This window comes from Candidatus Binatia bacterium (assembly GCA_036563615.1).
Classification (GTDB): domain Bacteria; phylum Desulfobacterota; class Binatia; order UBA12015; family UBA12015; genus DATCMB01.
On the sequence record DATCMB010000004.1, the window covers coordinates 417,723 to 435,586 of the forward strand.

Genomic DNA, 17,864 nt, shown 5'->3' on the forward strand with positions numbered 1-17,864 from the left:
CGCCGCCATGCCGCAGCCTGCCGAGCCCTGGTCGAGGTTCTCGGCCCGCGTGCCGGCCGAGGTCGCGGACGCGCTCGGCGCGCGCTGCATCGAGCTCGGCGCGCCGGGCGTGATCGTCGACGAGCGCGACCTGCGCCGCGCGCCCACCGACGGCACCGCGCCGCCGCCGCGCGGCACGACGCGCTTCACCGCGTACTTCCCTCCCCGCCTCGACCCGCAGCGGATCGAAGCCGAGCTGCGCGCGGCGCTCGACGCGCTCGCCGCCGAGTTCCCGATCGCGCGCCGGCGCGAGATCCGCATCGAGCCGTTCCGCCCACCGCCCTACGATCGCACCTGGCGGCGGCACTTCCCGCCCGTACGGATCGGTCGGAAGCTGCTGGTGGCGCCGTCGTGGTGCACGAAGCGAGAGATCGCGCCGCTCGCCGCGGGACGCGTGGTGCTGCGCGTCGATCCCGCGCGCGCCTTCGGCACCGGTCACCATCCGACGACCCGCGGCTGCCTGGTCGCGATCGAGCGCGCGTGTCTGCGCACGCCGCCGGCGAGCGGCCTCGACGTCGGCAGCGGCAGCGGCATCCTCGCGGTCGCGATGCGTGCGCTCGGCGTCGAGCGCGTGGTCGCCGTGGAGACGGATCCGGTCGCGCGCGAGGCGACCGCGGCCTGCGCCGCGGCGAACGGCTTCCCCGACGTCCACGTGCTCGCATCGCTCGCGCGCGCGCGCGGTCGCTACGACCTGGTGGTCGCGAACCTCTACGCAGGGCTGCTGATCGAGATGGCGGAGGCGCTCGCGGCGCGCGTGCGTCCGGGCGGCACGCTGATCGTGTCGGGGCTGCTCGCGTCGCAGGAGCGCGAAGTCCGCGCGGCGCTCGAAAGCGCGGGCTTCACGCTCGAGCGCCGCGAGTGCCGCGCGACGTGGAGCACGCTGACGCTCGTCCGCGACGACGTAGGACGTGCACGCAGTGCGCCTCGACGCGCGCGCAGCGCGCCACGACGCACACGGAGCGGCACACGTTGAAAGGTCGCTTCTTCGTCGACCCCGACCCCACGCACTCCGAGCGCGCATCGCTCGACGCCGCCGGAGCGCGTCACCTGCGCGCCCTGCGCGTGCGCGAGGGCGACGAGGTGTGCGCGATCGTCGGCCCCGGCCGCGAGCGCGCCGCCGTCATCGAGCGGCTCGGACGCGACGGCGCGCTGCTCGCGCTCGGCACGGAGCTGCCGCCCAGCGGACGCGACCCCGTCGCCGCGCGCACGCTCGCGCTCGCGCTCGGCGACCTCGCGCGCATGGATCTCGTGGTCGAGAAGGCGACCGAGCTCGGCGCGACCGCGCTGCAGCCGTTCGTCGCCGAGCGCAGCCAGGCCCGCACGCTGCCGGAGACGCGGCTCGAGCGCTGGCGGCGCATTGCGCGCGCCGCGTGCGAGCAGTGCGGACGCACGCGCGAGCCGGAGATCCGTCCGTGCGTCGACTTCGCGACGCTCGTCGGCGCGCTCGATCCCGCGGCGCTCGTCTGGCTGCTGACGCCCGACGGCGATTCTCCTCGCGTGCTGCGAAGCAGCGACACACGTCGCCAGGAGCGGCCGCTGGTCCTCGTCGTCGGACCGGAGGGCGGGCTCGTCGAGCGCGAGACGGCGGCGCTGCTCGCACGCGGCGCCGAGCCCGTCCGTCTCGGACGCAGCACGCTGCGCTTCGAGACCGCGGCGCTCGCCGGCCTCGCCGCCGCAGCCGCCCTCTTCCCGGACGGCTGACGCACAAGCCGCGCCGTGCGGACGCGCGGGACTGCGCGGCCCGGGGTACGCGTCCGCGGGGCCAACTGGCGTTCGCGGGACGCTTCTGGAATGAGTTGCCCCATGATGAATTGCGCCGAGTGCGGGGCACCGCTGTCCCGCGCCGCCGAGACCTGCGAGGCGTGCGGAGCGCGCCCGGCCTCGGGACATCTGAACGGCTCCGCGCACGCCGAGGTCGAGGAGGACGACGGGCTGGTCTACGACACCGACGAGCCCCGGCTCGACGACCCGGACGAGGAGCACGGCGACCTGCGGCTCGCCAACCCCGCGGCGCAGCGCGTCGAGCGTCGCGAGCCGTCCTTCGTGCGGCAGCCGCTGCCCGACGATCCGACGGTGCCGACCCCGCGCTTCGTCACCGCGACCGCCGCGACGGCGGAGGGCACGGTGCGCGCCGGGGTCGTGCGGCGCGGGCTCGCGCTGGGCATCGACCTCGTCCTGCTGGGCCTGCTCGACGCCGTGCTGTTCGCGCTCGCGACCTCGGCGGTGATGACCGCGGAGACCCTCTCCGGAACGCGGATCGGCGACCCGGCGAGCTTCGTCGGCTCGCTGCTGTCGGCAGGCTCGACGACGCTCGGCATCGGCTACTTCTCGGTGCTGAACGCGCGCGCCGGGCAGACGCTCGGCAAGGCGGCGCTCGGCATCCGCGTCGTCGGACGCAACGGCGCGCCGATCGGCATCGCGCGCGGCGTGCTGCGCACCGCGGGCCTGCTGCTCTCGATGGCGACGCTCGGCGCAGGCTTCCTGTTCGCGCTCGGTCCGTCGAAGCGCGCGCTGCACGACTACCTCGCCGACACCATCGTCGTCCGCACGCGGGGGAACGCTTGAGCGGGCGGCGGCTCCGGCTCGGGTTCGTGATGGACCCGCTGCCGGTGATCAACATCGACAAGGACACGACGTTCGCCTTCCTGCTCGAAGCGCAGTCGCGCGGGCACGAGATCTTCTACATCGACGCGCGCGACCTGGCGCTGAACCGCGGCGTGCCGGAGGCGACCTTCCGCTCGGTGTCGGTGCGCCGCAAGCAGGGCGACCACTTCACGCTCGGCGACGCGCGGCGCGAGCCGCTGGTCTGGTTCGACGCGGTCTTCCTGCGCAAGGACCCGCCGTTCGACATGGACTTCTTCTTCGACACGCACATCGCGTCGCTGGTCGATCGGCGGAAGACCCTGGTGATCAACGACCCGCGCGGGCTGCGCGAGGCGAACGAGAAGCTCTACGCGCTGAACTTCCCCGACGTGATCCCCGAGAGCCTGGTGACGAGCGACGTCCGACGGCTCAAGGAGTTCCTCGTCGACATGGGCGGCGAGATGATCATCAAGCCGCTCGACGGCTGCGGCGGCGCGGGCGTCTTCCACCTGCACCGCGGCGACCGCAACCTGAACTCGATCCTCGAGTTCGCGACCAACGAGAGCCGCCGGCGCGTGATGGCGCAGCGCTACCTCCCCGAGGTGCGCAAGGGCGACAAGCGCATCATCCTGATCGACGGCGAGCCGCGCGGCGCCGTGCTGCGCGTCCCGAGCGAGGAGGAGGCGCGCTCGAACCTGCACGTCGGCGGCTCGGCGGTGGCGTTCGAGATGAGCCCGCGCGACCTCGAGATCTGCGCCCGCGTCGGCCCGAAGCTGCGCGAGGACGGCCTGGTGTTCGTCGGCCTCGACGTGATCGGCGACTACTTGACGGAGGTCAACGTCACGAGCCCGACCGGCGTCCAGGAGATCGCGGCGCTCTACGGCAAGCACCTCGAGGTCGAGATGATCGACTGGGTCGAGCGCGCGGCGGAGAAGCTCGAGCGCTAGAAGGCGCGAGCCGGAGCCTTGGGTCGCGAGCGCGCGCTCGCCGGCGCCGTGAACGCCCTACCCCGCGCGGGTCGGCGCGCGTTGACTCCCGCGGAAGGGTTCGTTAGCCATTGGAGTCCGCAAGCGGTCTGGCCAGGTAGCTCAGTTGGCAGAGCAGCAGACTGAAAATTTGCGTGTCGGGTGTTCGATTCACCCCCTGGCCACTCTTCCTTCCGCCGCGGCTTGAGGGCCGCCGCGGACGCGGCACAACGCTCGCCGTGCGGGCGTGCGCGACGCCGTCGCCGCAGCGCGGCGCGAGCCCGTCAGCGCAGGCCCGCAGCCGCTTCCGCCTCGCGCACGCGCTCGCGCTCCGCGACCGACGCGGTCGAGGCCACCTGCGCGGGCTCGGCGTCCGTGATCGACGCCAGCACCGGCGCGAGGAACTCGTCGACGCTCCAGCTGCTCGGCGCCTGCGTGCGGTGGAAGTTGGCGCCCGTGCGCACCGCCTCCGTGCCGGCACGCTCGTAGAGGCCGTTGCGCACGACCACCAGGTCGAGGCTCGGGATCACGTAGATGTCCTGGCTGTGCAGGCCGCGCGCGGCGAAGAGCTCCGCCGGCGCGTTCGGTGCCATGGCGCGGTTGCTGTTGCTCCACCAGTGCAGCCCGTAGAACGGCGCCTCGGCGAGCGGACGCGTCGCCTCCTCGACCCACTCGCGGCTCACCACCTGACGGCCGTCCCACTCGCCGCCGCGCGCGAACAGCAGGCCAAAGCGCGCGTACTCGCGTGTCGGAGCGTCGAGGCAGCAGTAGGTGAGCGCGTGGCCGGAAGCGTCGATCCACCACTCACCCGGTAGCCCGATCGGACCGAGCAGGTGCTCCTCCGCGTACTCCTTCGCGGAGCGTCCGGTCGCGGCCTCGATCACGCCGGAGATCAGCATCGAGTCGGCGCTCGAGTAGTTCCACGCCGTGCCCGGCGCGAAGCGCTGCGGTCGGTTCAAGGCGACGGTGAGCTGGTCGGTGTTGTTGCCGTAGAGCGGGATGTTGTCGGTGATCTCGTTCCACTCGATGCCGGAGCGCATCTCGAGCAGGTGGCGCAGCGTGACACCCTCCTTGTCGGTGCCGCGCCACTGCGGGAAGAACTCGGTCAGCGGCACGTCGAGGCTCGGGATGTCGCCGCGGTCGATCGCGATGCCGATCAGCGTGCCGGCGAAGCTCTTCGCCATCGACCAGCTGGTGGCGAGCGTCGTCGGGCCGGCGCCCTCGGCGTACCACTCGGCGACGATCGCGCCGTTGCGGACGACGACCACGCCCTGCGTGTTGCGTCCCTCCGCAAACGCGTACTCGCGCGCGCCCTCGAGGATGGTCGAGTCCATCCCCTCGGCCTCGGGCGTCGAGACGAACCATTCCTCGCCGGGCCAGCGCAGCCCGGAGCTCGAGCCGCCCGAGCTGGAGTCGCCGCAGGCGGCGACGGCGAAGACGACCAGGGTGATCGTGAGAGCGCGCAGTCGGTGAACGAGCATGCGTGGATGCTAGTCGGGGACGCCGCGGATTCGCTAGCCCGATCCGAGCGAACGGCTCGGATGCGCGCGCGAGCCGCCGTACGCGCGCGCCGTCGAGCGCCGACCGCGCCGCGTCCGCGCGGTAGCACCCGTTCCCGACCGGACACGGCAGCCGCGACTCCCTCCACCGTGCGCGCTCGCGATCGACGCCGATTCCCCCGCAATCGCGCGGGTTCTCGTCGCGTCCGCCGAGCGCGGCGCGCCGGTATGGCGGTTGCTGTGTCGGCCGCGCGTGGATCGCTTGGGGTTCGACATGGACGTCGTGGAGACGATGGTTCGCGCGGCGCACGACGCCGACGCGCTGAAGTCCGTCCTCGCCGCGGTGGGCTCGCTGCCGGGCAGCCGCGGCCGCGTCTACGGCGCCGCGGAGCTGATCGAGCTCGTCGACCTCGCGCTGCAGGCGCCGGCGCTCGCGCGGCACGTCACCCGGAGCTGTGGCCTGCGCGCGAAGGTCCGCGAGCTCGCGGGCGCGTCGACGCCCGCCGACGACCCGGACGACACGGCGCTCGCCGCGGCCGCGCTCGCCTGAGCCCGCGCGTCCCGCGAGCCGTCGTCGGCGCCGAGACCGGCAACGGCTCGCGCCAGGCTAGACCGGCAGCACCTCGATCCCGGGCACGCCAGCGACCACGCGGAAGCGGGCCTGAGTGCGCGCCTCCGCGTTCGGGTCGAAGGTGTCGAGCACGCGGAACTCGACGATCGCCTCCTCGGGCGTGAGGTCGACGGTCGCGTAGCCCTGGTTCAGCAGGTCGATCTGCTTCAGGTACGGCGTGTTCGCGACGAGCATGAGCTGCTCCGCCACGTGCAGCAGCTCCTCGGGCGCGATCGTGCGCGGATCGGGATCCGCGGTGAGCGAGCCGGTGACGAACTCGACCGCGGTGATCGGCGACGTCTCGTCGTCGAAGTCGGGCTGGATCTCGCTCGCCTTGTAGAAGTGCGTGTGCCCGGCCGACACCAGCACGTTCCGGATGCGGCGGCGCGCGATGTACTCCATCAGCTGGCGCCGCTCCCACTGGTAGTCGTCCCACGCCTCGTTCGAGACGTAGACGCCGCCGTTCCTCTGCAGATTGGGATTGGTGCGGCGCAGCTCCGGCGTGTCGCGGTCGATGATCTTCCACGGCGCCATGTCGTAGCTGCTGCCGATCAGCTTCCAGGTCTGGCGCGTGCGGCCGAGCTCGCCCTTGAGCCAGTTGCGCTGCTTGGTGCCGAGCGTCGTGCGCCCGGGCGCGAACATCTGCTCGCCGGGCGGCAGCGAGGTGTCCTGCGCGTCGATGATGTCGGCGAAGCGCGTGTTGGGCGGCACCTCGGGGTCGCGGTACTGCCGCGTGTCGAGGATCAGCATCTTGGCGAGCCGTCCCCACGTCAAGCTACGATAAATGCGGTCGTCGCGACGGCGCACGACCGGCATCGCCTCGAACCACGCGGTGCGCGCGGCGGCGAGGCGCTCGGGCGGCCCGGTGCGGTCGACGCCGTTGTAGAACTCGCCGTCGTCCCACACCGCGACGAGCGGCACCGCGGCGTGCAGCTCCTGCAGCAGCGGGTTCGAGTGGAAGCGTCGGTAGACCCGGCGGTAGTCGTCGAGCGTGATCGTGCCGGTGTCGCTGACGTAGACGTAGTCGCCGAGGTGGAGCAGGAAGTCGACGTTCTCTTTCGTGATCGCGCGGTGCGCGACGTAGTAGCTTTCGTTGCGCTGCTGGCAGCTCGCGAACGCGTAGCGCAGGCGTTCGGCCTTGGCGCCGATGCGCGGCGCGGTACGCAGCCGACCGGTCGGACCCGCCACGCCGTCGACCTCGAAGCGGTAGTAGTACCAGCGGTCCGGACGAAGCCCGCGCACGACGACCTTGACGTGGTGCCCGCCTGCCGCGGTCGCGTTCGCGAGGCCGCCGCGCACGACGCGCTGCATGTCGGGATCCTCCGCGACCGACCACACGACCGGCACCGTCGAGCCGTCGGGCGGCGCCGCGACGCGCGTCCAGATCACGCCGCCGCGCGGCCAGGGATCGCCCGCCTTCACGCCGTCGGGGAACAGCGTCGCGGGATCGACCGTCTGCGCGCCGGCGCGGCGCATCGGGGTCATGAGCGCCGCGGCCCCTCCGGCCGCGGCGGCGAGCATGCGGAGGAACTCGCGACGCGGCAGCGTGCGTCCTTCTCCTCCCGGTGGGCAGATGTCGAAGGGCGGGCGGTGGGACATGGCGGCGACGGCTAGCACGGTGGCGCGTAGCGCGGAAGACGTCGCGCGGCGCGCGTCCCGCCACGCGCGCCGCGCTTCCCTTTCCCCTCCGCCCGAATCTCGCTAGACCGGCGCGACGCAATGAGCCTTCCGCTTCTCGCCGCGCTGACGCTGATCGTCCTGGTCGTCGGCTACACCTCGTACGGCCGCTTCATCGCCCGGCAGTACGCGCTCGACGACGCGCGCACGACGCCGGCGGTCGAGCTCGAGGACGGCGTCGACTTCGTGCCGACCCGCCGCTTCTACCTCCTCGGCCAGCACTTCAGCGCGATCGCGGCCGCGGGTCCGATCGCGGGGCCGATCCTCGCCTGCCTGCAGTTCGGCTGGCTGCCCTGCCTGCTGTGGATCGGGCTCGGCGTCGTGTTCATCGGCGCGGTGCACGACTTCTCGGCGCTGGTCGCGTCGGTTCGCCATCGCGGGCGCTCGATCGCGGAGATCGTCAAGCTCACGCTCGGACCGCGCGCGTGGCTCGCGATCATGGCGTTCATCTGGATCGCGCTGGTCTACGTCATCGTCGCGTTCGCCGACATCACGGCGAGCAGCTTCGTGAGCGGCGGCGAGGACCTCGCGGGCACGGAGGTCACGTTCCACCCGGGCGGCGCCGTGGCGGCGGCGAGCGTCATGTACCTGCTGCTGTCGCTGGTGATGGGCGTCATCGACCGCGTGCTGCGCCCTCCCCTGTGGCTCCTCACGGTGGTGTTCGTGCCGGCGACGCTCGGCGTGGTCTGGCTCGGGACCGAGATCTCGACGTGGGCGGTGCTGCCGTCGCAGACCTGGGCGCTGCTGATCCTCGCGTACTGCTTCGTCGCCTCGCTCGCGCCGGTGTGGTCGCTGCTGCAGCCACGCGGCTACCTCGGCGGCTTCGTGCTCTACCTCGCGCTCTTCGTCGGCACCGTCGGGATGTTCTTCGGCGGCTTCACGATCGAGCAGGAAGCGTTCAAGACGTGGCACGCGCCCGGTCCGACGGGCGCACTCTTCCCCTTCTTGTTCGTGACGATCGCGTGCGGCGCGTGTTCGGGCTTCCACGGGCTCGTCTGCTCCGGGACGACCTCGAAGCAGATCGCCAAGGAGTCCGACTGCAAGCCGATCGGCTACGGCGCGATGCTGCTCGAGGCGTTCGTCGCGCTGATCGCGCTCGCGACCGTGATGATCGTCGCCACACCCGATACCGCCGGCAAGGCGCCGGGCACGATCTACGGCGCCGGGCTCGGACGCTTCCTCGCCGGGATGATCGGCGAGGAGCACCTGCTGTTCGCGACGACGTTCGGCGCGATGGCGTTCTCGACGTTCGTCTTCGACACGCTCGACGTCAGCACGCGGCTCGGCCGCTACGTCCTGCAAGAGCTCTTCGGCTGGACGGGACGCGTCGGCGCGATCGCCGCGACCGCGCTGACGGTGCTCGTGCCCGCGGTCTTCGTCCTCGCCGCGGGTGAAGGCTCCTACCGCGTCTTCTGGACGCTCTTCGGCACGAGCAACCAGCTCCTCGCCGCGCTGACGCTGCTCGGCGTCAGCGTGTGGCTGCGCAAGAGCGGACGCCGCGCGTGGTACACGCTGGTGCCGATGGTGTTCGTGATGGCGATCACCGTCTGGTCGCTGGTGATCCAGGCGCGTCAAGCATTTACCGCGCTCGCGAACGGCGCTGCGGGCTTCGACACGACGACGATCAACGGCGTCGTCGCGGTGCTGCTGATTGCGCTCGCGGGGATGCTGACCGTCGAAGCGGCGCGCGAGCTGCGCGCGCCGCTTCCCGAGACGGCGGGACGCGCCGACGCGTGACGCTCACGTCGCGCGTACGCGTGACGTGTCACGCCGCGCGCCGGCGCTGCGTCACGCGGTAAACGGCACGCCCTTCGGCCAGAGGCCGAACGCCTTCCAGAGCTTGACGGTGCGCGGCGTGATGAGATCGAGCTCCTGGCAGAGCGCGCGGACCTTGGCGACCGCGTCGGCGGTGCGCTGCCGGTGCTCGGGATTCTCGTAGTACGCCTCGCGCAGCACCGACTTCGGGATGTTGTAGGTCGCGACGATCTGCGGCGACGGCTGCATCATCATCTGCGACATCTGGCCGAGGATGAGCGGCGTGCGCACCTGCAGCATGCGCTTCTTGAACCGTCCGAGCTTCGGCACGTTGCGCCGCAGGTAGAGCCGCGCGAACGACAGGTGGCGCGCCTCCTCGGTGATGTGGATCTGGCAGATGCGGCGCAGCAGCGGGTGGACGTTCGCGCGGTTGCGCAGCATCTGACGCTGCACGTGGTCGATCGGATCCTCGCCGCCGAGCACGAACATGAAGAACAGTTCGGGGAACGTGCGCCCCAGACGCACCACCCAGCGGCTCGCGACCTTCTGCCAGCCGGCGAGCCCGGGGATGTCGAAGCCCGAGCGGTTCACGAACTCCTGGAACATCAAGGAGTGCTGCGACTCCTCGATGATCTCGTGGTAGACGTAGCGGAACTCCGGCGCGCCGTTCGGCAGCTTGAAGGCGTACTCGAGCAGCCCGCGCTTGAGCACCGACTCGAACTGCAACCCGATCTTCATGAAGGTCGCGAACAGGTGCAGGCCGATGCGCGCGCGGATCGCCTGCGGCTGCGAGCGGTACCAGGACGTCGCGCCGAGCGAGACCTCGTTGTCGAGCTCCCAGCGCGGATCCTCGGGATCGATGCGCATCTCGGGCGCGTCCCAGTCGATGTCGGCGTAGGCATCGAAGTGCTTGACGACGGACTGGTGCGAGAGCCGCTTCAGCAGCTTGAGGTAGGCCTCGTCCTGCGCGGCTTCGCGCGCGGAGACCGAGAGCTCGTCGTCGAGCACGATCCCCGTGCCCGTCTGCGTCACCGTTTGACCGACCGTCGTGCTCATCCTTCTTGCTCTCCATCGGCGGGCGCGGTGTGACCCACGGGGGTGTCGCCCGCGCCGACCCTCTGCGCCTCGTCGAAGAGGCGGCTCACGAGATAGACGACCATCCGCTCGAGCTCGCCGAACAGCCGGTCGAGCTCGTCGCGATCCTTGCGCAGCTGGTGCTGCAGGAAGATGCCGTCGAGCGCCGCGAGCGCGAGCGCTGCGGTGGTCTCGAGGCCCGGTGGCCGGATGCCGATCACCTCGGCGATGCCGTCCACCAAGGCGGCGCGCGCACGGTCGAAGACGCGGATCAGGACCTCGCGCGTCTCGTCGCTGTCGGCCGTGCGCTCGAGCAGCATCGAGTGCAGCAGGCGGAGCAGCGCCGGCCGCGTCTCGACCAGCTCGCGCATGCCGCCGACCGCCCGCGACAGGCGCTCGCGCGGGTCGCCCGTCTGGTGGACGCTCGCGACGATGCCTTCGATCCAGGCGGTTGCCGTTTCTTCGAGCACCGCGGCGAGCAGCCCTTCCTTGCTCGCGAAGTGCCAGTAGACCGCGCTCTTCACGACGCCCGCCTCGCGGCAGACGTCGTCGATGCTGGTCGCCGAGAAGCCGCGCTCGGCGAAATGCCGCGCCGCGGCGCGCAGCAGGTTGTCGCGGCTGCGGAGCCCTTGAGCGACCCGTTTGCTGATCCGCCTGGTCCCGCTCGCGGCGGCGTTCCTGCTGGGATTTCGCGTCATTACGATCTGTCCAGAACGTTCGGTACAGAACTATCCCGAGGCGCTCCGGGAGTCAACGGGGGCTCGTCGCTTTTCTGCTCCGGCGCTCGCCGTCGCCGCTCGCGCGTGCCGGTCGCGGGCGCCCGGCGCGGCTCGCGTGACCGTCGCAGCGAAGGCGGACCGAGACCGCATGACTCGTCGCGCGCACCGCGGATTCACGGCTGCGGCTCGGTGCGGCGCGCGGTGAACGCGTCAGCGCGCAGCGTGCCTCCGAATCACGCGCGCACCGCACGGCGCACGATCTCGCACGCACGCATCACACACATCACGCGCGCAAGCGCGTCGCCCTACGCAATTGCCGCGCGCGCGAGCGCTGTGTTAGCCCTCGCACCTTCGCGGAGCGTGCCGTGCGACGCGCCACCGCTCCTCGCCCGCTCGCGTGGAGCCAGCGGGAGCGACGGCACGCCGATTGGAGTCCCTCCCCGCCTGCGCCCGCGCATGCGCGGCGCGAGGCTGCCGATAGGTGTACAGAGGTACCGATGTTCGATCAGAAGCTGCACGACTCCCTTCCCGAAACGCTGCGTCCGCTCGTGCGCATGGCGGGCAACCTGTGGTGGACCTGGAACGACTACGGGATCACCCTGTTCCGCGACATCGATCCGCAGCGCTGGGACGAATGCGGCCACAGCCCGCTGCAGCTCCTGCGCACCGCACGACCGGAGCGCCTGTCTCAGGTCGCGACCGATCCCGACTACATCGCGCGCATCGAGAAGACCGTCGCCAAGTTCGACGAGTACATGCGCGCCAAGCCGGGCTCGCCGCGCGGCGAGTGGGCGACGACCTGGGCGCGCCAGAACATCGCGCAGGCGTCCGCGGACCGTCCGATCGCCTACTTCTGCGCCGAGTACGGGATCCACGAGTCGCTGCACCTCTACGCGGGCGGTCTCGGCATCCTCGCCGGCGACCACCTGAAGTCGGCGTCCGACCTCGGGCTGCCGCTGGTCGGGATCGGGCTGCTCTACCGCCAGGGCTACTTCCGGCAGCGGATCAACGTCGACGGCTGGCAGGAGGAGTTCTACAGCGACGAGGACTTCCGCGAGCTGCCGCTGACGCTGATCCGTGACGAAGCCAACCAGCCGCTCACCGTCGAGGTGCCGATCCGCGGCCGCAAGGTGACGATCCAGATCTGGCGCGCCGACATCGGCCGCGTGCCGCTCTACCTCCTCGACACCGACTGCGACCAGAACGAGGACATCGACCGCTGGATCACCGCGCACCTCTACGGCGGCGACGAGAACACGCGCATCGTGCAGGAGGTCGTGCTCGGGATCGGCGGCGTGCGCGCGCTGCGCGCGCTCGGCATCACGCCGCACGCCTACCACCTGAACGAGGGGCACTCGGCGTTTCTCACGCTCGAGCTGGTGCGCGAGCGGGTCGCCGAGGGCGCGACGTTCGAGGACGCCTGCGCCGCCGTCAAGCAACAGTGCATCTTCACGACGCACACGCCCGTCCCGGCCGGCAACGACACCTTCGATCCGTCGCTCATGCAGGCCGTGCTCGGCGACTTCCTGCAGGAGCTCGGCACCGACATCGAGACCGTGCTCGGCATCGGACGCCGCCACCCGTCGGACAGCATGGAGCCGTTCGGCATGACGCCGCTCGCGATCCGGCTGTCGCGCTCGACGAACGGCGTGAGCAAGCGCCACGGCGAGGTGTGCGCGCGCATGTGGCAGTCGCTGTGGCCCGACGTGCCGGTCGAGCAGTCGCCGATCGGCGCGGTGACGAACGGCGTGCACCACGCGACCTGGGTCGCGCCGCTGATGCGCCGCCTGTTCGATCAGTACCTCGGTCCGGACTGGACGCAGCACGCCGACGATCCGGAGCTGTGGAAGAAGATCGACCTCATCCCGGACGCGGAGCTGTGGCGGGCGCACTGCCTGCTGCGCGCGCGCCTGGTCGCGGCGGCGCGCCATCGCGCGGAGGCGCAGTGGCGTGCGGCCGGCGAGTCGGACCAGCTCGTGCGCAGCGCGAAGCGCCTGCTCCACCCCGACGTGCTGACCTTCGGCTTCGCGCGCCGGGTCGCCGCCTACAAGCGCTGGAACCTCCTGCTCAGCGACATGGAGCGTGCGATCGCGCTGCTCGACCATCCGACGCAGCCGGTGCAGTTCGTCCTCGCCGGCAAGGCGCACCCGCGCGACAACGAGGCGAAGCGCATCCTGCAGCAGCTCATGCAGTGGAAGGATCGCCGCGAGCTCCGCGGGCGCGTCGTCTTCCTGCAGGACTACGACCAGTACGTCGCGCGCAAGCTCGTGCACGGCGTCGACGTGTGGCTCAACCTGCCGCTGCCGCCGCTCGAGGCGAGCGGCACGAGCGGCATGAAGGTCGTCGTCAACGGCGGCCTCAACTGCAGCGTGCTCGACGGCTGGTGGATCGAGGGCTCGAACGGCGAGAACGGCTGGGACGTCGGCCCGCCCTACGATCTGCCGGCGAAGGGCCGCATGGTCGCCTCCGAGGAGCGCAACGCGGTCGACGCGCAGTCGCTGATGGACCTGATCGAGAACCACATCCGCCCGCTGTTCTACGAGCGCAACCGCGACGGCGTGCCGCGCGGCTGGATGGCGCGCGTGCGCGCGTCGATGAAGTCGCTCGCGCCGATGTTCAGCGCGACGCGGATGGTCAAGGACTACGCGAGGATCTACTACCCCGAGTGACGCGCGGAGCTCGGCGGGCGCGCAAGCCGCGCTCGCCGAGCTTCACCGATCACCCGCTCGCAGGCGCTGGTCGCGCGGCTCGGCTGCCCGCGCCGCGCGCGGCGTCCGCGCCGATCCGGACGCCGCTCAGAACAGCGTGTAGATGAACGGCGCGAGCCACGGCGACGAGGCCGCGACCACGAGCAAGCCGCCCAGCGACAGCAGCCCGACCAGCACCGGCAGCATGTACCACTGCCCGCGCCGGACGAAGGTCGCGAACAGCTCGCCCATCACCGGCAGCCGATCGCGCAGGTACCAGATCGCCGCCGCGATGATCGCGAGCACGACGATCGTCGACACCCAGCGGCCGATCCACACCGGCAGCAGCCAGGCGAGCCAGCTCACACCGTAGATCAGCAGGACGACCGCGCCGACCAGCCCCGCGACCGAGGCGTAGCTCTTCACCGCGCCCTCGCTCGGGAAGCGGCGCCAGTACAACGTGCCCAGCAGCAGCCAGACGGCGATCGCGATCAGCGCGTTGCGGCCGAGGTGGCTCGCCTCCTCGGCGGACGGCTCCGGCAGCGTGAGACGCGCGATCTCGCGCGGCGGCGGTCCGAGGAACGCGGGGCTCGCGAGCGCGGTGTCGAGCTCCTGCACCAGCACGCGGTTGCCGAGCCCGTTCGTGTGCCAGTCGCGCGCGAAGTAGAGCTGCTGCGCGCCGCCCTGCGACGCCGCGACCATCGCCGGCAGCGTGTCGACCACCGGCAGCCCCGCCGCCTCGGCGGCGGCGACCATGCCGCGGTACGGGCGGTCCGGGTCGTACGCCGGATCGCCGATCACCTCGGCGATCGCCTGCCGCGCGTTCGGGTCGACCTGCGCCTTGTCCGGGATCACCATCACGAGCGGCTTGGCGCCGATCTCGTCGGCGACCGCGCGAAACGCGCGCAGCGCGAGCTCGGTCTCGGGCCAGCCGTCGGCGTCGGACTTGCGGATGCGCGGCCCCCACTCCGCCGGCAGCGGACGCGGGCCCTCGAGCATCGGGATCTCGGGCCCCTTGCCGAGGTTGCCGAGCAGGTTGCCGAGCGCGGTCTTGCGCTCGAGCCACGGCTCCTGACCCGGATCCTCGAGCGGCGCGAGCGAGCGCAGCGCCTCCTCGGGCGGCAGATCGGTGCGCAGCTTGGGCTTCGGGTAGCGCAGGTAGCGGTCCTGGCCGTTCCAGAAGATGTCGTTCTCGTACATCTGCAGGACGACGACGTCCGGCTTGTACTTGACGCCCTCGCGCGCGAGCCAGAGGACCTCCTGGTCGGTCGAGTAGCCCTCGGTGCCGCCGTTGATCACCTGGACGTTGCGACCCTCGGCGCGCATGCGCGCTTCGAGCAGCTCGGAGAGCGTGTCGGAGCGCTCGACGGTGTAGCCGAGCGTGAACGAGTCGCCGATCAGCAGGACGCGCTGCACGCCCTCGGGCTTCTCGTAGCCGACGGACTCGTCCTCGCGCAGACCGCGCGAGTTCGTCCGCAGCGTGACGTCGAACTCGCTCGTGTGGCGCCGCAGCGACGTCGAGGGCGTCTTCGTCCAGCCGAGCGCCGAGTCGAACTGGTTCATCGTCCGGCGCGGCGTGAAGCCGAACAGGCGCAGCCCGCCCTCGAGCACGAGGAAGACGAACAGCAGCGACACGAGCAAAGCGAGGGCTTGGTTGATGCGATTCACGGGATCCCCCGAGAGCGGCGGGTGCGGCGGCGGGACGAGATCATCTGCCCGCGCGCCGTGGTGCGAGGTCGGTATGGAGCGATGCGGGTCAACCTTGACGGTGAGCCGCGGCGAGCGTCTCGTTGTCCTTCTGCCAGGGGACGAAGGCGGTGTCGCCCGGCCGGCGGCGTCGCAGCGGATCGGTCGCGAGCCGCACGACGAGCGCGACCGGACCGAGCAGGACGAAGTACAGGAAGCCGAGGACGATGCCGCCCATCACCTCGCCGAAGCGGTGGAAGAAGGCGAGCAGCGCGGCGAGCTTGGGAGAAGAGGAACCTTCCATGTCGGCCGGGGATGATACCCGTCGTCCCGGTGGAAGGGTACCCACGATTTTCATCGTCCGGCGCGCCGGCCGGACCTCGGGTTCGACACGTCGAAGCCTATGCGGGTCGGCCCGGTCGACCCATGCCGCCGGGCGGCCTCGGACAGCGGCTGGCCGGCCGGACCGGCGCGCGCGTCGGCAGGATCAGCGCCCGGCCGCCGGGTCAGCGCGCGGCCGTCGAGCCGTCCGCGCCGCTCTCGCCCACCGCGCAGTCGACCGGCGACACGGCGCCCGGATCGAGCGTCCGCAGCGTGTCGCACCAGGCCGCGATCGCGGCCTCGTCGCTGCGCAGCTGCGTCGTGCGGTCGAGCAGCCGGTGGATGTCCGCCGCGCGCCGACGCTGGTTGATCGCGAGCGGCAGCGACGCCGGATCCTGCGCGTTGACCTCGCTCAGCGTGACGAGGTCGAGCGCGATCTCCGGGATGTTCTCGCGCCGGCGGTCGATCTGGAGCGCCTCCTCGAGCGCGGCCACCGCGGCGGCGCGATTGCCGACCGACGCGTGCACCGCGCCCAGGTTGCGCAGCCGGTTCGCCGCGCCGGCCTCGTTGCCGCGCTTGCGGTCGATCTTGAGCGCCGACTCGAGCAGCGAGATCGCACGCTGCGGATCGCCCTGCTTGCGCGCGAGCAGCGCCTGGTTGTTGAGGATCGTCGCGAGCGTCGCGTCCGCGCCGGCGGCCTCGGCGACCGCGCGCGCTTGCTGGTAGTGCGCGTCCGCCGCCGCGAGGTCGCCGGACTCCTCGTACAGCGTGCCGAGGTTACTCAGCGCCGCGGCCTCCTCCGCGCCGTCGCCGGTGAGCCGCGCGAGGCTCTGCGCTTCGAGGTACGCGAGACGCGCGCCTTCCGGATCGCCGGTACGCTGGCGCAGGTTGCCGACGCGGTTCAGCGCGCCCGCGATCGCCGCGGTGTCGTCGATGCTGCGGTAGCCGAGCAGCGCGCGCTCCTCGAGGATCCGCGCGCGCTCGAGGTCGCCGCGCTGCGCCGCCTCGAAGCTCGATTGCTCGAGCGTGCGGGCGTCGGCGCGCACGCCGGTGCGATCGCTGCTGCTCGTCGCCGAGCACGCGAGCGTCCCCGCCGCGAGCGCGAGCAGCGCCGCACGCTTGATCGCGTCGGACCGCATCTAGCGCGCACCCGCCGCGGGCGCGGCCCCCATGCTAGGCTCGATCGAGCTGTCGATGCGCTCCATCGCCGCCGGTAGCTGCTGCGTCTTCTGGTCGATGTAGCCGCGCAGGAAGATCGTCTTGCCGGCGGCGTCGAACACCGTGGTCGCCTCGCGGATGCCGCGCTGGGTCTCGAGCGCGAGCATCGGGAAGGTGTCCGAGGCGACCTTCAAGTTCTCGGCGACGACCTTCAGATCCTCGACGATGGTCGGGAAGTGCTGCGCGCTCTCGCGCAGCGTCTCCGAGAGCTGGGCGATCTCGCCGGCCGCCTTGCGCATCGACTGCATGGTCGCCGGCAGGTCCGAGGTCGCGATGCGGATCTGCTCGATCGTCCCCTGCGCCGAGAGCAGCACCTCGCGCGCGTTGGTCAGCGTGCCCGTGAGCTCCTCCTCGACCGACGGCGAGTTGATCAGCCGGCCGATCGTGCCCTCGCCGGCGTCGACCTTCGCGAGGATGTTGCTCATGCTCTCGAGCGAGCGCTGGATCGGCGACTGCTCGTCGGTCAGGTTGCCGGTCGCCGACGCGATGTCGCCGAGGATCTTGTCGAGCTTGTCGCGGATCGGCTCGATCTGGTCGATGATGTCGGTGAGCGTCAGCGGGTCCTGGCTGCGCAGCGTGGCGCCGGCGGGAATGATCGGCGCCTGCGCGCTGCCGACCGAGATCTCGACCGACTTGTCGCCGAGCAGGCCGACGGAGGCGATGGTCGCGACCGAGTCGGTGCGGATCTGCTCGTGGAAGCGCTCCTCGATGTTCATCACGACCTCGACCTTGCCGACGCGGCCGATCGGCTTCGGCTCCGCGTCGGCCGGCTCGTCGGCGGTCGGCTGGTAGGTATCGGCGGGCACGAAGCGAAGCCGCTCGACCGAGCCGACGTGCACGCCGGCGACGAACACCGGCGCACCCGCGCGCAGACCGCTCACCGTGCCGAAGATCGCGTTGACGCGAAACCGCTTCTCGAAGATGCGCTGGTTCGCCCCGAGCATGACCACCATCACGGTGGCCGCCGCCAGCGCGACGAGCACGAACACGCCGACGATGGTCTCGCGGCGACGCTCCGTTTCTCTGCTCAT

The 17,864-nt window shown here is 71.5% G+C and carries 15 protein-coding genes and 1 tRNA gene; 8 read left to right on the forward strand and 8 right to left on the reverse strand.

Features of this window, described 5'->3' with window-relative positions; genetic code table 11:
• Positions 1–7 precede the first annotated feature (7 nt).
• From VIS07_01825 to VIS07_01845, 5 genes are all read left to right on the forward strand, one after another.
• Positions 8–1,012 (forward strand): 50S ribosomal protein L11 methyltransferase, encoded by a 1,005-nt coding sequence (locus tag VIS07_01825; protein ID HEY8514233.1) that lies wholly within the window; start codon positions 8–10, stop codon positions 1,010–1,012.
• Positions 1,009–1,740, forward strand: coding sequence for an RsmE family RNA methyltransferase (locus tag VIS07_01830; protein HEY8514234.1), 732 nt, complete (start codon positions 1,009–1,011; stop codon positions 1,738–1,740). Before VIS07_01825 ends, VIS07_01830 begins: the two co-directional genes overlap by 4 nt.
• Positions 1,741–1,842: 102 nt before the next feature.
• Positions 1,843–2,604 carry an RDD family protein gene (locus tag VIS07_01835; protein HEY8514235.1) on the forward strand — a complete coding sequence of 254 codons (762 nt, stop codon included), beginning with the start codon at positions 1,843–1,845 and terminating at the stop codon, positions 2,602–2,604.
• A complete protein-coding gene (gene gshB, locus VIS07_01840; GenBank protein HEY8514236.1) occupies positions 2,601–3,569 on the forward strand; it encodes a glutathione synthase in 969 nt (322 codons plus the stop codon). Before VIS07_01835 ends, gshB begins: the two co-directional genes overlap by 4 nt.
• A 130-nt stretch (positions 3,570–3,699) precedes the next feature.
• Positions 3,700–3,772: transfer RNA gene (locus VIS07_01845), tRNA-Phe, on the forward strand.
• Positions 3,773–3,871: 99 nt separating this feature from the next.
• Here VIS07_01845 and VIS07_01850 read toward each other — a convergent pair.
• Positions 3,872–5,068, reverse strand: coding sequence for a serine hydrolase (locus tag VIS07_01850; protein ID HEY8514237.1), 1,197 nt, complete (start codon positions 5,066–5,068; stop codon positions 3,872–3,874).
• A gap of 292 nt (positions 5,069–5,360) precedes the next feature.
• Here VIS07_01850 and VIS07_01855 point away from each other — a divergent pair, with 292 nt between their 5' ends.
• A complete protein-coding gene (locus VIS07_01855) occupies positions 5,361–5,636 on the forward strand; it encodes a hypothetical protein (GenBank protein ID HEY8514238.1) in 276 nt (91 codons plus the stop codon).
• Positions 5,637–5,693: 57 nt separating this feature from the next.
• On the opposite strand, the gene VIS07_01860 is transcribed toward VIS07_01855, so the two are convergent.
• The gene (locus tag VIS07_01860; GenBank protein ID HEY8514239.1) at positions 5,694–7,295 is read right to left on the reverse strand and encodes an alkaline phosphatase D family protein; all 1,602 of its coding nucleotides are present in this window, start codon (positions 7,293–7,295) and stop codon (positions 5,694–5,696) included.
• A 120-nt stretch (positions 7,296–7,415) separates the two neighbouring features.
• On the opposite strand from VIS07_01860, the gene VIS07_01865 reads away from it, so the two are divergent.
• A complete protein-coding gene (locus VIS07_01865; protein ID HEY8514240.1) occupies positions 7,416–9,110 on the forward strand; it encodes a carbon starvation CstA family protein in 1,695 nt (564 codons plus the stop codon).
• 51 nt (positions 9,111–9,161) lie between these two features.
• Here the strand turns inward: VIS07_01865 and VIS07_01870 are convergent, their stop codons facing one another.
• Entirely contained in the window at positions 9,162–10,184 is a 1,023-nt protein-coding gene (locus VIS07_01870) for a diiron oxygenase (GenBank protein HEY8514241.1), read from the reverse strand.
• The gene (locus tag VIS07_01875; GenBank protein ID HEY8514242.1) at positions 10,181–10,900 is read right to left on the reverse strand and encodes a helix-turn-helix domain-containing protein; all 720 of its coding nucleotides are present in this window, start codon (positions 10,898–10,900) and stop codon (positions 10,181–10,183) included. Before VIS07_01875 ends, VIS07_01870 begins: the two co-directional genes overlap by 4 nt.
• Before the next feature lie 518 nt (positions 10,901–11,418).
• Between VIS07_01875 and glgP the strand changes: the two genes are divergently transcribed.
• On the forward strand, positions 11,419–13,590 hold the full coding sequence (glgP, locus tag VIS07_01880) for an alpha-glucan family phosphorylase (protein ID HEY8514243.1): 2,172 nt from the start codon (positions 11,419–11,421) through the stop codon (positions 13,588–13,590).
• A 126-nt stretch (positions 13,591–13,716) separates the two neighbouring features.
• Here glgP and VIS07_01885 read toward each other — a convergent pair whose 3' ends face one another.
• The 4 genes from VIS07_01885 to VIS07_01900 form a co-directional block, all read right to left on the reverse strand.
• Positions 13,717–15,276 (reverse strand): DUF5989 family protein, encoded by a 1,560-nt coding sequence (locus tag VIS07_01885; GenBank protein HEY8514244.1) that lies wholly within the window; start codon positions 15,274–15,276, stop codon positions 13,717–13,719.
• A gap of 88 nt (positions 15,277–15,364) precedes the next feature.
• The gene (locus VIS07_01890; protein ID HEY8514245.1) at positions 15,365–15,598 is read right to left on the reverse strand and encodes a hypothetical protein; all 234 of its coding nucleotides are present in this window, start codon (positions 15,596–15,598) and stop codon (positions 15,365–15,367) included.
• Between the two features lie 202 nt (positions 15,599–15,800).
• Positions 15,801–16,754: a tetratricopeptide repeat protein gene (locus tag VIS07_01895; GenBank protein HEY8514246.1), complete on the reverse strand. Its 954-nt coding sequence runs from the start codon at positions 16,752–16,754 to the stop codon at positions 15,801–15,803.
• Complete coding sequence (locus tag VIS07_01900) at positions 16,755–17,864, reverse strand: MlaD family protein (GenBank protein HEY8514247.1); 1,110 nt, start codon at positions 17,862–17,864, stop codon at positions 16,755–16,757.

Bases quoted from the DNA above. Each gene is read 5' to 3' on its own strand.
- VIS07_01825 (HEY8514233.1), top strand. From the start codon at position 8: ATGCCGCAGCCTGCCGAGCCCTGGTCGAGGTTCTCGGCCCGCGTGCCG.
- VIS07_01835 (HEY8514235.1), top strand. From the start codon at position 1,843: ATGATGAATTGCGCCGAGTGCGGGGCACCGCTGTCCCGCGCCGCCGAG.
- VIS07_01850 (HEY8514237.1), bottom strand. From the start codon at position 5,068: ATGCTCGTTCACCGACTGCGCGCTCTCACGATCACCCTGGTCGTCTTC.
- VIS07_01855 (HEY8514238.1), top strand. From the start codon at position 5,361: ATGGACGTCGTGGAGACGATGGTTCGCGCGGCGCACGACGCCGACGCG.
- VIS07_01860 (HEY8514239.1), bottom strand. From the start codon at position 7,295: ATGTCCCACCGCCCGCCCTTCGACATCTGCCCACCGGGAGGAGAAGGA.
- VIS07_01865 (HEY8514240.1), top strand. From the start codon at position 7,416: ATGAGCCTTCCGCTTCTCGCCGCGCTGACGCTGATCGTCCTGGTCGTC.
- VIS07_01870 (HEY8514241.1), bottom strand. From the start codon at position 10,184: ATGAGCACGACGGTCGGTCAAACGGTGACGCAGACGGGCACGGGGATC.
- VIS07_01875 (HEY8514242.1), bottom strand. From the start codon at position 10,900: ATGACGCGAAATCCCAGCAGGAACGCCGCCGCGAGCGGGACCAGGCGG.
- glgP (HEY8514243.1), top strand. From the start codon at position 11,419: ATGTTCGATCAGAAGCTGCACGACTCCCTTCCCGAAACGCTGCGTCCG.
- VIS07_01890 (HEY8514245.1), bottom strand. From the start codon at position 15,598: ATGGAAGGTTCCTCTTCTCCCAAGCTCGCCGCGCTGCTCGCCTTCTTC.
- VIS07_01895 (HEY8514246.1), bottom strand. From the start codon at position 16,754: ATGCGGTCCGACGCGATCAAGCGTGCGGCGCTGCTCGCGCTCGCGGCG.
- VIS07_01900 (HEY8514247.1), bottom strand. From the start codon at position 17,864: ATGAGCAGAGAAACGGAGCGTCGCCGCGAGACCATCGTCGGCGTGTTC.